This is a genomic window from Sphingobium sp. AntQ-1 (assembly GCF_028538045.1).
Classification (GTDB): domain Bacteria; phylum Pseudomonadota; class Alphaproteobacteria; order Sphingomonadales; family Sphingomonadaceae; genus Sphingobium; species Sphingobium cupriresistens.
Window position 1 is genome coordinate 393,542 of record NZ_CP117158.1, and the last position, 12,630, is coordinate 406,171.

12 protein-coding genes and 1 pseudogene are annotated in these 12,630 nt (G+C 61.9%); 3 read left to right on the top strand and 10 right to left on the bottom strand.

Translation table 11 applies throughout. The annotated features are described in order from the left end of the window. Window positions 1–36: 36 nt before the first annotated feature. The 5 genes from sphantq_RS01970 to sphantq_RS01990 form a co-directional block, all read right to left on the bottom strand. The gene (locus tag sphantq_RS01970) at window positions 37–243 is read right to left on the bottom strand and encodes a PRTRC system protein C (protein ID WP_272799452.1); all 207 of its coding nucleotides are present in this window, start codon (window positions 241–243) and stop codon (window positions 37–39) included. Window positions 244–598: 355 nt separating this feature from the next. Further along, entirely contained in the window at window positions 599–1,630 is a 1,032-nt protein-coding gene (locus tag sphantq_RS01975) for an IS110 family transposase (protein WP_272798661.1), read from the bottom strand. Window positions 1,631–1,686: 56 nt separating this feature from the next. Further along, complete coding sequence (locus sphantq_RS01980) at window positions 1,687–2,175, bottom strand: PRTRC system protein E (RefSeq protein WP_272799453.1); 489 nt, start codon at window positions 2,173–2,175, stop codon at window positions 1,687–1,689. Window positions 2,176–2,213: 38 nt separating this feature from the next. Then, window positions 2,214–3,851, bottom strand: a complete 1,638-nt coding sequence (locus sphantq_RS01985; RefSeq protein ID WP_272799454.1) for a PRTRC system ParB family protein — start codon at window positions 3,849–3,851, stop codon at window positions 2,214–2,216. A gap of 278 nt (window positions 3,852–4,129) precedes the next feature. Further along, window positions 4,130–4,336 (bottom strand): hypothetical protein, encoded by a 207-nt coding sequence (locus sphantq_RS01990; RefSeq protein ID WP_043152484.1) that lies wholly within the window; start codon window positions 4,334–4,336, stop codon window positions 4,130–4,132. 361 nt (window positions 4,337–4,697) lie between these two features. Here sphantq_RS01990 and sphantq_RS01995 point away from each other — a divergent pair, with 361 nt between their 5' ends. Together sphantq_RS01995 and sphantq_RS02000 are read left to right on the top strand one after the other, a co-directional pair. Continuing rightward, window positions 4,698–5,453: a MucR family transcriptional regulator gene (locus tag sphantq_RS01995; RefSeq protein ID WP_048578457.1), complete on the top strand. Its 756-nt coding sequence runs from the start codon at window positions 4,698–4,700 to the stop codon at window positions 5,451–5,453. Between the two features lie 445 nt (window positions 5,454–5,898). Continuing rightward, entirely contained in the window at window positions 5,899–8,793 is a 2,895-nt protein-coding gene (locus tag sphantq_RS02000; protein WP_272799455.1) for an SEC-C metal-binding domain-containing protein, read from the top strand. A 47-nt stretch (window positions 8,794–8,840) separates the two neighbouring features. On the opposite strand, the gene sphantq_RS02005 is transcribed toward sphantq_RS02000, so the two are convergent. From sphantq_RS02005 to sphantq_RS02020, 5 genes and pseudogenes are all read right to left on the bottom strand, one after another. Next, complete coding sequence (locus sphantq_RS02005) at window positions 8,841–9,041, bottom strand: SOS response-associated peptidase family protein (RefSeq protein ID WP_272799456.1); 201 nt, start codon at window positions 9,039–9,041, stop codon at window positions 8,841–8,843. 116 nt (window positions 9,042–9,157) lie between these two features. Then, the gene (locus tag sphantq_RS02010; RefSeq protein WP_272799457.1) at window positions 9,158–10,207 is read right to left on the bottom strand and encodes a hypothetical protein; all 1,050 of its coding nucleotides are present in this window, start codon (window positions 10,205–10,207) and stop codon (window positions 9,158–9,160) included. A gap of 36 nt (window positions 10,208–10,243) precedes the next feature. Then, a pseudogene (locus tag sphantq_RS24360) lies at window positions 10,244–10,360 on the bottom strand (hypothetical protein); the annotation flags it as partial. A 33-nt stretch (window positions 10,361–10,393) separates the two neighbouring features. Further along, complete coding sequence (locus tag sphantq_RS02015; protein WP_272799458.1) at window positions 10,394–10,831, bottom strand: hypothetical protein; 438 nt, start codon at window positions 10,829–10,831, stop codon at window positions 10,394–10,396. Then, complete coding sequence (locus sphantq_RS02020) at window positions 10,831–11,094, bottom strand: type II toxin-antitoxin system Phd/YefM family antitoxin (RefSeq protein ID WP_272799459.1); 264 nt, start codon at window positions 11,092–11,094, stop codon at window positions 10,831–10,833. The genes sphantq_RS02015 and sphantq_RS02020 overlap by 1 nt, the downstream gene beginning before the upstream one ends. 856 nt (window positions 11,095–11,950) lie before the next feature. On the opposite strand from sphantq_RS02020, the gene sphantq_RS02025 reads away from it, so the two are divergent. After that, window positions 11,951–12,622: a hypothetical protein gene (locus tag sphantq_RS02025; protein WP_272799460.1), complete on the top strand. Its 672-nt coding sequence runs from the start codon at window positions 11,951–11,953 to the stop codon at window positions 12,620–12,622. The last annotated feature ends 8 nt before the right edge of the window (window positions 12,623–12,630 follow it).

The window sequence follows — 12,630 nt, forward strand, 5'->3', positions numbered from 1 at the left end:
CTGCCGGGATGGCCGCGCGCTTGCCGTGGGGCATGATCAGCCCTTGGTGCCGACCGCGCGGCGATATTCGGTGACGTGGGCAGTGCCCGATACGCCGGCATCCGCGATCTCGGCGTTGAGGATCGCCGGATAGAGTGTGGCATGATAGGCGCGCAGGCCTTCCGGGTCGTTCGCGAGGTGCGGCGGGACCGGAAGGTCGATGCCGTCATATCTATATGTGCGGGTGAGATGATTGATCTGCATGGTTAGTCTCTCGGGCTTGTGATCGTGGAGCAGGCTGAGCGAAGTCCGTCAGAAGAGGCTGGCGGGTCGTCTAATCGCCCCTTTGTCAAGCCAGCCAAATCAAATCGTTTATAACTGAAGCCATGCGTATGCCGGGTACAGGGTCGTCTACGCGGTCGACGCAAGTTGATCGCCGCAGGATGTGTTCCGTAGGCAAGATCTTCCTATGTTCGTGACGCAATCTGCTCACGAGGGCAGTTGCTTCCCGCTTCGCGGAATGATCTCAGCCGCGTCCCGGCAGGGACGGCTCGGCGCGTCCTCAAAGGACGCTATCAGTGAAACGTTAGATGTGCTGGTGAAGGTGTGCCGATGTAGATCAAGTAGGCACGGCGGCTCCAGCATTGGGATCAAACAGCTCGCCCGACTTCAACATCGCATGCATGATGACTGCCAGTTTGCGCGCGAGGGCGACGGCGGCTCGTTTGAAACCGAGCCGTTCCTTCAGCGCCAGAGCCCAGGTGCGCAAGGTGTTCGTCTCCGTCGACCTGTTCAAAATGACCGAAGCCGCCTCGTACAACAAGGTGCGTAACTTTGCGTCGCCGCGACGCGAGATGTGGCCTTCATAGTCAACCTCTCCCGACTGATATCGCTTCGGGGTTAGACCGACCCAGGCGCCTACAGCGCGCGAGTTCTTGAAGTTGATCGGATCCTCTACGGCTGCTGCAAAGGCCGTGGCGGTGACCGTTCCCACACCAGGCACTGAAGTGAGCAGGCGGCAGCGTTGATCCGTGCCCGCCATCGCGACCAGCTGCTTGGTCAACTCCGCAACGCGAAGCCGAATATCGCCCCAAGCTTTAAGGAGCGGTAGAATGATGCGCGACAAATCGTCTTCGGCTTCCAGAAGCGTCAGAACGTTGCGCTCAAAGACGCTGCCGGCGCCTTTGGGTACGACCAGCCCGAACGTCTTCATCAGCCCGCGTATCTGGTTCGACATCTGCACTCGCATCTTCATAAGTTGGCGGCGGGCGGCAATCAGCGTCCTCATCAACATGCTGTCGAAGCCTTTGACGCGAACCTCCCGATAAAAACCGACCTCAGCCAAGTGCGCCAGACCGTCAGCGTCGTTCGCATCGGTCTTGTTGGCAGCCATATCCAGAGCAGCCTTGGCATGGCGCGCGTCTATGCAGATCGCTGGCAAGCCTTCCGCTATGAGCGCATGGTAGAACCAGACTGACAACGGTCCGGTCTCAAATACCACACGCTTTGCATTCGGCGCGCGCTTGCGAATAATTTCTGCGAGCAACTTTGGGTCGGATGCACACTTGCCACGCCAAACGCGCTTGCCATCCTGACGAACCGATATCGAAGTATCTTTTAAGGAGACGTCGAGTCCTATATGCTGATCCACGGTTGTCCTCCATTTGATGCTGGGCCCGGTCCAAAATCGTGAGCCCGTTCTTCATCTTATCGGGGGGCAACCAACCTTCCACTAATCTCGTGCACATGGCCCGTGGCCGGCGCTCCCGCGATTACGTCATGTTCGTCCGGCTTTGCGTTGGCCGGCGGACTGTTCGGGGCCGGAGGTTTCGTGGCGACGGCGTGCGCGGTCGACCTGGGCGGCGGCGGCGCGGTCTTCGCCTTCGCGGCTTCCGCGGCGGCGGCCTTCGCGTCTTCGGCCACCTGCCGTTGCTCGGCGAGTTGGTCGGCGAGCGTCTTGCGCGAAGCGATGAGCTGCCCGAGCGCGCCGTCCGGCCCCTTGGCGAGTTCCGCATCGATCTCGGCAGCGCTCGCCGTGATCGAGATCGGCCGGGTTTCGCCGGATTCGAGCTTGGAACCCGGGCCTTCCGCTTTGCGGGGAATGACGGTCAGGGTGACGGTGTCGTCGGGGCCGGCGATGAGGTCGAAGCCGAGCGAGTAGCGGGTGAGCAGCGGGAGCAGGCTTGCAATCAGCATGGTGGTCAGTCCTTGTCCTGGAAGAGCGTGGGAGCGGGTCAGGCAGCGATTTCGGGGATCGGCGCTTGGGCCGGCGGGACGGCACGGATCGGAGGCGGGCCATATTGGCCGTCGAGCGTCATGGCGCTCGGCAGACGGCCGGCCCAATCGAACCCGGTTCGGTTGAGCATGCCCGCGATGAGGTCGACCCTCTTGGAGGTGAGGAGCCTGGCGAAGGCCTTCTCGCCAATATGAGCGACCAGACCGCATTCCTGGGCGATGAATTTGAGCTCGTCCTTGGTGTAGCGTTCGAGGAACGCCTGATCGACCTGCCAGCTGTCGCGCAGGTCGACCTCGAAGACCCTTGCGAGGTCGGCGACATGCCCGAAGGCGAGAACATCCTTGGCGTAGGCCGCGCCGATGATTGAAAGCACGACTTCCGCCTGGCGGTCGGGCAGCGCCTGGATCGCGGTGATCTTGGCGCCATAGTCAAGGTCCGGGAAGGAGGCGCCGACCAGCAAGCCGGCGCGCGAGGTCAGGGTCTCGGCCTTGATCTGCGAGAGCGTCCCGGACATCGCGGCGACGAGGATCGTCGTGTGGGCGCGGCCAGAATTGCCGGCAAGCGCACGCGCGAGCGCGGTTCGCCATGTCGCCTCGCGCAGGTCGGTGGTGCGTCGCGCGATCGATTGGGCCGTGACGGTCTGCTTGTGCGCGGTCGACGTGCTGCTCGCGGAAGGGACCGAGGGCGAACGGGCGAATGCGCGCGTCTCGTTCCCGCCGGAGGATCGGGCATCGTCGGCTGACAGTTGCCGGGAGTCCCCCGCCGATGCGGTTTCGTCGACGGACGGCTCCTGTTCGTCATCATCAGCGTTATCGTGAGCAGGCGGAGCCGCGGCCCTTGCCGCCTTCTCGGCGCGTTCCTGCTCCTCGAAACGGATCATTTCGGCGGTTTGGGTCTTCAACTCGAAGCATGTCGGATTGGTGCAGTGCCCGTCGTCGACATGGGTTTCGAAGAGGACGCGCTGCGCACCCGAGTTGAACGGGCAGGTGGTGCATTCGGTCTTATCGAAGCAGGCGTTGCCAAGGTTCTGCGTGACGCGCATGAGCAGTTCGCGCGTCTTGGCGACGTCGAGGCCGGCGCTCAGGATCGTTTCGAGGGCCTTGTCCTGCTTGTCGCCGGGCACGGCCGCGAGCAGCTCGGCATGCCCGATCTTGATCCGGCGTTCATCGAGTGCGAGCTTGACGGAGTCGTTGAGCTCGGCGAGCGCCAGGCGGCGATCGAGCTTGGCCCGGGACCAACCGAGCCGTCCTGCGGCTTCGGCACGGTCGCCCTGGCACGCTGCGAGGTAGCGGACGGCGGCATCCGCCTGCTCGGTTTCCGAAGGGTCGTCACGGTCGTCATTCTCGGCGATCGCGGCTTCGAGTGCTTCCTGATCGGTCATTTCGCGGATGACGACAGGAACGTGACCGTCAGGACCATAGGCTTCCAGCGCGGCCCGGTAGCGGCGCTCGCCGGCGACGATGGAGAAGACGTCGCCCTTCGGACGAAGCAGGATGGGCTGGAGCACGCCACGCAGCCGGATCGAGGCTACGAGATCATCATGCTTTTTCTGGTCGAAATAGCGGCGGGGGTTATCCCCCTTTACGATCCTGGAGAGTCGCAGCGTGGTGGGATAGGTCGGTTGCGGTACGTCCATGGCTGATCTCCTCGTGGATGTGACAGGCCCCGTCGTGCCGGGCCGTGTGTGCGGCTGCTGCGGGTCGAGCTGTCGATGGCGAAGTCGCGCGATCGATATCGGTCAGGTCACCGAATTGGTGGGGATGACGGCAACCTCGGTCGGATCACCATTACCCCTCCCCCTTCCCTCCCGTGGCCGGAGGGCCCGGTGGAGGGGCAGTCGTTTTCGAATGGGTTGAGCTTTCCCACGCCGAGCGTTGAGAAATCTCGCACGGTGCGCGTCACTTGCGCCGTTGGTTATCGCGTGATCACGCGGCGGGTGAGGTCGGGGATGCGAACATTGTCATAGGGACTGCTGACCGACATCTCGAGCGCGTCACGCTGCGCGCGATACCAGTCGGTGGCCTCGACCTTGTAGGTCTCGGTTGCATAGGGCTCACCGCCGCTTGAGAATTCGATCTCGACGGTGAAGCTGTGGAGCTCGATGTGCGAAGATGCGTGCATGGTGACTTCCTTTCGAAACGAAAAGGGCGGCTCCGACCAAGGTCGAAGCCGCCGAGCATGAGCGGGGTTGAAACTGGAGGGGCCGCCGCCGTGGTCCGCAGCTGATCGAGTGCGATCTTGCCGAATGAGTTCGGAAATACATGCGAGCGGGATTTGCCCGTCGATGGCTATTTACGCGGGAACCGATCCGCCATGGGCCTTCTCCAGGACGATACTGCGCGGCCCAATAACCACGCCAACCATGACCGCCCTCCTCCCCTCCCTTTTTGACTCGCGCGATGAATTTCGGCACTTGTCGTTTACGCTTGCGCAAGTGAGCCCGGTTCAAGACCGCTATTTCCAGCCAGAAGAAGGACGTTGCATGGCCGAGACCGAAGAAGCGGGCGTCATGTCTTTGACCGTGACGCTACTCAGCGCTTATTTTGCGAACAACACCGTCCCAAGCAGCGAACTGCCTGCACTCGTCGAGGGCACACGACGGGCCTTGCTGGGCGGCGCACCAGTCGCTGCCTCGGCGCCCGAAGTGAAGACCGAGGAAGACGGGGTCGAAGTCCCCGCTCCCGCATCCGATTTCAGGCCGGCCGTGACGGTGGAGGAAAGCCTTGCCTCGCCCGACCAGATCCTGAGCCTGATCGACGGGAAGCCATACAAGGCGCTCAAGCGTCATCTCTCGACGCATGGACTGACGCCGGCCGAATATCGCGCGCGCTATGGCCTGTCCACGGACTATCCGATGGTCGCGCCGGGCTATTCCGCAGCGCGGCGCGAAGTCGCGATGCGGCTTGGATTGGGTGGAAAGCGCAAGGGCGTGTCGCCGCCTCCAGCGCCCGAACCCGAAGTTGCGCCGGCAAGTGTCGTAGAAGCGGCAGCGCCGGTTGCTGTCGAGGTTCCTCCGGCAAAATCCGAACCCGTTCGGCGCGCTCGTGGAAAGGCTGCGCGGGCGGAAGCTGCGACGGTCGCGCCCAAGAACGCCAAGCGTAAGGCGGCGAGTCGCGACGCCAAGCCCATTGCGGCCAAGGCCGCACCGAAGCCCAGACGGAGCCGGGCACCGAAGGCCGTCGACGCTGCAGCGACGCTACCGGATACAGCGCCCGTCGAGGCGCCTGCGGCCGGCTAGTGGTGAAAATCTTACGCTTGACACCCAAGCCGTCTCCGTCCGCTGTCGCCAACAAGGGCGACACTCAACGGTCCGAAGCGGATCCCTGGAACTTGCCTTCCGTTCATCGGCTGTCGCAGCGGAGCGACCGACCGGCCTTGGGACTTTCGCGAATGTTGGCTTCAGCGATACAGATCCAAGTAAGCTGCCGTTTACAGCTCAGAAACGGTCGACAGTCAGAGGGCCGCAACGCGCTCCATCCCGGTCGTAGCTGTAGAAATGAGCCACTCCCGAAACCTGCCGCTACCGGAGGTCTGGCGCGCGTCAGTCGGAAGGGTCTGGTCTGGGCTGGACAAGATCGCAGTTCGATAACAAAATATCGAGAGACGACATTGTCATGCGGTTGTGACACGAGCAGAATCTTCGGCTACTCTCCAAAGACCATCTGTTCGATCGCGAGGTTTGCTTGGCCAAAGACGCAGACGCCGCGAATTCCAGCGGCGAATTTTCCTCAGTTGATGGCTCTGCGGTCATTGATGAAAAGCAGCTGATTCGGATCGAGGCCGTTCATCGCGGCTTCCTTTACCAGCACCTGTACAACGCGATGTGCCTGCTCTTAGCTGGAGCCGCCCGCGTTCAACAAATCGTCGTCGAAGGCGACGAGGATGTTGAGGTCGTGCTGCGCGATCGGCGGATATATGTTCAGATAAAGACGCGTGTTGGAAAGCTCGCTGCGGGTGACATTTCCGGCGCGCTGGAGCGATTTAACGACATTCGGGCAAAACACGTCAACGGCGACCGCCCTGGTGTTCCGAGCTTTGTGATCGCTTCGAATGCTGCGCCGAATGGTCCGCTGGAAAAGCAGCTAGCATCCGCCGATTGGCCGAAGGACGTCGAACTGCATTGGTCAGACGGCCCCGAACCGAAGGAAGCGTGCCTGCCTCGCCCGCCACGCGATCTCGCTGATGCCGTCTCGAAATGCTCTGAGCTTGCGGGTCGGCTTCCGTTTGCTCTGCTCCGGCCTGAAACGTTGACATGGAAACTCGCCAGTCAGGTTATGTTGGCATCGGCGGGATCTCCACCGCGGAAGGGCCACAGCTTCTCATCAGCTGAGCTCCCTGAGCTCTTCGAGCAGCTGATCGTCCAGATGCAAGAGCTGCCTGCGCCACCTTCGGTGTATCGCGCGCAGATTAACGAGCCGGCGTTGCTGGCAGAACAGCCTGTCCGGATCATCGTGGGGCTTTCGGGAGCCGGCAAGACCGCCTGGGTTGCGGAGGCGGCGCAACATACAGCCCTGCCCGTCACATATATCGACGTCGTAGAGATGCCCGGCCCCGCGCTTGCCTCTTCCATTGCACGCCAGGTCGCAGGCAGGATGTACGGGCGCTCGACGGGTAAGCTCGGCGAAATTCTGCTGCCGGGCGCAAGTGGCCTCGATATGCTGGGGACCCTAAGCGTCACGCTCGGCAAAGAGGGCCTGCATGCCGACGTTGTCATCGACAATGCTCACCGCATCCCGGCAACAGACATTCAGGCCATCGTCAGTCGCGCGCCTAACTTGCGCCTGCTCCTCCTTTGCCAGCCGGGCTTGGATGTTACGGCGCTCGAGGCGCGGTTCGCTTTCCAGGCGGAGGTGCTCAGCGGGTGGGATGAAGATACGATTGCAGCCGCGACGCATGATGCGGGCTGCGTGGCGAACTTTGCAGACTGCCAACGCCTCTCGCGTTTGACCGGCGGCCTACCCTTCTATGTGCTCAACGCAGCTACCGTCGCCGCGCGTGACTATGACGGATCGATAGAAAGCTTCTGCGAGGATGTGGAAGCTCAGACCCACATTGTCGAGACGGCGCAGGAGATCATTCTGCGGAGATCCTTCGAAGGCTTTTCGACCGAAGTGCGGGAAAGCGTTGCCGTGCTCAGTGTCGCCGATGTTGCCCTCTCCAAGGATGAGGCAACCAAGCTGTTGCAGGGTGCTTGCGGTCTCGACATGAAAGGAGCGGCCGCGCGCCTGCGCTCTCTGCCCTCGACCGGCGCGCTCGAACTGTTCGGCATGACGGGGCTCAAGATACACGATGCGGTGCGGATGCTTGGCAGGGCAGAGCTCACCACGCGCGGACCTGACCTTGAAAAAAAGGCTCGAGAGGTGCTTCGCGGCATCATAATGCGCTCGATCCGTGAGGACTGGAGCATTGGGAAGCTCAACCTTCTCATTCGTCTTTTCGGCCAGCTGGGCGACGCGATGATCCTTGTCCAGTTCGCGACCGACGAGCTTTTCCACGAAATGGGCGTCTGGCCTGAAATCGAACCTTATCTTCTGGCGATCGCAGCTGACGAGGCAGCTGATGCTGAAGTCCGGCTCTGGGCGCTCGATGGCTTGGTGTTCAATGACCTACGAACCGGGCAAACCGAGACAGGCGAAATCCGTATCGATGCGATGAAGGCCCTTCTCGACCAACATGATCTTGGTGAGGACGAATGGCTTGCTTGGGGCATGAAGCGCATGCTGCTCAAGTCGATGGTCGGGGACGCCGAAGGGGTCGACGAGATGCTGGAACTCGTCAAAGAGCGCGTCCCAGCCAAGGCCGAGCATATGCGCGTCTTCCGGTACAACCGCGCGCTTGCCTTTTTCAAGCTGGGGGACAACACGACGGCGATCGCCGAAGCGGGCGAGTTGGTAGAAGAATATTATGAGGCTCTCGGCCTGACGCCTGACGATGTCATGGGCCGCAACCCTCCCCAACTCCGGCCCCTTCTGCCAAAAGGACGAGATAATACCGACCAGCTGAAACATCTCGCGGACACGCTCGACCTCCTCGCCCAGGCGGCCGGTAGGAAGAGCCAGCGCTCCACGATGGCGCGTATCCACGCGATGAAATTCTACGAACTCGCACAGGCATACTCATCGTTCGTCCGCGTCGGTATGGACCTGGTCGATGAGCTTGTTTGGGTGAATGACTTCGAGTCCGCTCGCTATACAATTGAGCGCAACATCTTCCCGGTCATCCAGGCGATCGGCCTTACTTCCGATGTGCTTGAGCTCCGGGCGCTCTACGCGGTGGTTCTCGCCTATTGCGGCGATCATCAGGCGGCAGCGAATGAGGTGCGGCGCCTTGGTCCCTATGAGCAGGCGATGGCTCCCGGGCACCGTGCGGCGTTCCAAGATCAGAAGCAGATCATCGAAGACGTACGACGCAATGGCGGTCCGTCTCAACGTGGTGTGGATATACCCGCCCCGCTCCAAGCCCTTTTCGACCAGCGGAGTGGTGTGAGGCCATCCATAGAACCCCGCAAAAAAGTCGGGCGGAACGAACGCTGCCCGTGCGGCTCAGGGCTGAAATACAAGCGATGCCACGGCCGCTAGGAATCAGATCAAAGCAGGTTGCACCTCGAGTGGCGGATAAACCTGCGTCACATGACTCGCAAGACTTCGCTCGCCGGCACGCTCGGGTCGAGCCAATCGGCCCAGCGATCACGAGAAAGCGGTATAATCTGCCGCTTGTGATAGGGCTTGATGTCGTCGCCCGGGGCCATCGTGAGCATCGTGAAGGCCTTACCTTCATCCGTTTTTCGCCAGATCCCGGCGATGCAGAACCACTTACGGCCTTTCATCTTGAAGGGATTGTGGGGCGGGTTCGTCTCCCCGCAATTGTCAAGAACAGGCGAAGGGAGGGCGCTGGTCCCGATGGGCCCGAGGAATTGAGAGCCGACAGATGACGGCTGTCGGCTTAGATCGTGCCTGCGGCCCGACCACCCCTGGCGACGACGGACGCGGTGACGGTAGCGATCGGCTGCCCCAGAGCGCGCGTAATCGCCGGCCGCCGCTGATAGACGCTGCGGGCCGCGTCATGGCTAATGAGGCCACGCCGGTCGGATTCGGCAAGGGCCTCCCACCAGACGGGCGAGATGTAGCTGTTCTCGAGATATTCGAGCGCGAGCCGCGTGGCTGCTGCCGCCTTGAGCTGGTCGTCCAGTGCGTCAAAGGATTGCACGAACCGCGCGGCGGGGCCGTCCTCGTCGCCGGTCCACCCGAAGACGATGACCGATTGCCCGGCAAAGGAGGTAATGTTGAGCGTCACATGCTCGAACGCCTGCGTCCCATGGGCGATGCGTTGGAGGAGCGTGCCCGTGAGGTCATTGTCCGGAAGGAAGGTGCCGCAGCAAGCGACGGGGAGCAGCCCGTCGAAGCGGGTCCAGGAATACGAATAGCCGGTAAAGTCCTGCGCCGCGAGCCGCGCTTCATAGGCTTCCTTGCGTGCATGGGTCGCCGCTGCGGACCGGCGTGCGCTGTGCTGCACATTGCGCGCCATGTTCTGCGCTAGCTCGTGATCCTCGACGGGCGAACCTTCATCGAGCCGGAAGAGGATGTCGGAGGCGGCAAGCTGCGCCCGCTTGGAATAAGCCTCGAAACACACGGCACGATAGGAGAAGAGCAGAGCCTCGGCCTCGCCGATAGCGCAGTCCTTGCCTTCGATCGGCAGGAAGAGATCGCGGTCGTGCTCCGCGCAGAAGCCGGGGAAGACCGAGGCCTGGCCGATGCCGACAAGGCGCGGTACGAGCCTGCCGCGATTCTTTACCATCTCGGGCATGGTGGTGGTCAGCGAGTAGACCCGGCTGTCGCGCGCGATCGCCTCGAGGCCGCCGCTCTTCTGGACGGTATGGGCCCTGACAATCTGGCCGCCGCAGGGCTGGCCTGCGGCATTAGCATGGGAGCAGTAGCGGCGCTGCAGCTCCTTGATGTAATGGGCAGCCGCCTGATGGATATTGAAGGGCGGCATATGCTCACGCCCGTCATGACAGGCCTTAAACTTCTTCTCCGACCCGCACCAGCAGCGATCGTTTCGGCCGATCCTCTTGGGCCGGTAGACGGTGGGTGGCCGGTTGAGGGGCTGGGTCAGCGAGGAATGGGGCAGCGGTGTTCGGTCTGTCATGGCGATCGTCTTCGTCTGGTGGTCCGCCGGCCGTCACGAGGTGCGCTTGACCTGGCCGGCGCGGCCCGCGTCAAAGGCCGCGAGCCACTTGGTGCGCACGAGATCGTAGAGGCTGGCCGGCAGCATGCCGTAGGCGACATTGCCGTCCTTGTCTCCGGGCACGGGCCGCAGGTCGGGGCCCGGCCACTGGAAGCGGTTGGCCTCGGTGAGGACAATCCAGGAACGCGCGTCATCGAGCCCGAGACGCGCTTTGGTACGGATCGGGATCTCCACTGCGAAGCGGTCGTCAACCGGAGGGGTGTGCGTAATCGGCAGTGCGGTCACGAATTGCTGGCCATCCTTGGTCGCCGTTGTGAGCAGGACGGCGCACGGCCGATCCTTACTGCCGTCTTCGACGCCAGCCTTGGCTTCATGGCTCCAGAGAAACGAGTAACGAATTACGAGACCGGGTACCGGGACTGGAAGCGGCATCAGTGATCCCGGGTCTCATCATCGAACTGGGCGGCCTCGGAGGGGATGCGCGCGGCGGCAATGGCGGCGCGGTCCTCGTCGGTGAAATCGCTGAGCGTTAGGATCTCGCGATCGCGGCTCTTGAGCCGCCGATATTCGGCGTGCGACATGAGGACCAGGCTATCATGGCCATGATGAGTGATGGTGAGGGGGGCTTCGAGCGCTTGGCGGCTGATGCGGCCGAATGACTTCGAGGCCTCGACGGAACTGACAGAATGGGTCATGGCGATTCTCCTATCCGGAAAGTACGGAGTTTCCGGATAAATTTCAAGTCGCGCCATGCGATCACCTCGCGCGAGGCGAGCCGGCGGGCGCGTGGCGCCCACCGGCCCTGCCATCAGAGACTTTGAGGGTCGCGAGCAGGTCGAAGCCGAGGTTCGAGGTCAATCCACTCCGGAACGGCTCCACCGCGGCGTTCACGCCGTCGGCGCCGAAGCCCATGCCAACGACGGTGCACGCGGGAGAATACCGAGCGGGTCGCGGCCCGCATCCACTCGCCCCAGTTTGGTCCCTTAATTGTCGCGCGAACCCATAATGCGCCGTACCCATTCCGCATAGCCTTCGAACCGGCGGTCGATGAGGATGTAGAGGTGCTGATATTTTCGTGATCGACGGAGAGCAGGACCGTCACGTTGGAGCGATCCTGCCTCAGAACGCCGGCAACCGAACAGAGTCGGTGCTCTTTGGCCTAGCCATCGACGGCAGCTTCTCGACGCAACCCGCCCACCGCATGCTTTGAAGCGAACTAGCACCTAAGGAACCTCTGATTAAGTCCCTTTCGCGAGAATCACGCCGTTGTTTTGACTCACGATTTTTGGCGGTTTTTGGACTTAATCAGAGGTCCCCTAAATAGTTCCGGCACATTGCAATAGGCTGACGGGGGGCATTTAAAGAGGCTGGCGCGCCCATTGGATTGAAAGTTGGGCGATACGTGGGTGCATTTACGAGTGGACCCGAAGGCGCCGCCCGATGATGTGGAAATGAGACGCAGCCTCTGCTCGCATATCATATTTGAGAATTTACTTGACGTGAGATCGATAAATCGGTAATCCACTTGCAGAACATTTTGAGGCGCAAGGCATGGCTATTTTTCAGGACCAACTGGACGAGGCCTTCCCGCCCAACACGGATGCCGCACTCGTTCGAATCGTATCGCAGGCAATTATCCTTGCGAGTGACGTAATGGATCACGAGTCCTTTCTCGCATCTCTGATCGGCGGCGACATCCGTGGCCATATCCGCCGCGCCGCCGTCCTCTTCAGTGTCCATGAAGGCTGTCAGGTCGGCAATCTCCCCTTTGCCTCCGAAATGACCAGAATGCCGCTTGGCGGCGGTCACTGGGTTGAGTTGCGCTCCGGAGCTTACCGCGCTCATATCTGCCGCACCGACAACCCTATCGCGTTTCCGGACGAGACGCCGACGCGTCAAGACCAGCGCTTGAGCAACCAGCCGGACTTGTTCATGCGAGATCCGGTCGTGGTTCCAATTCGCCCTGATCTGACTCCCGAGATGTATGCCTGGCTCACATTTGGCGCGACTGGTCGCCTGCTGACGCATCTTTGCTGGGGCATGCCGGAAGCTGGTCGCAACTCTTGGCTTGCGCGTACGAACATCATCAACCGGCTGGGATCGGCGATCGAAACAGTAGCGTCGGAAACTCCGACACCCGCAGTTGTTCTGCGTTTTCGCGATCATATCGAGGAAGCGCTGCGGAAGGACGATGCAGAGTCGGATTCCGATCACAGCGCCTGATTATTGGT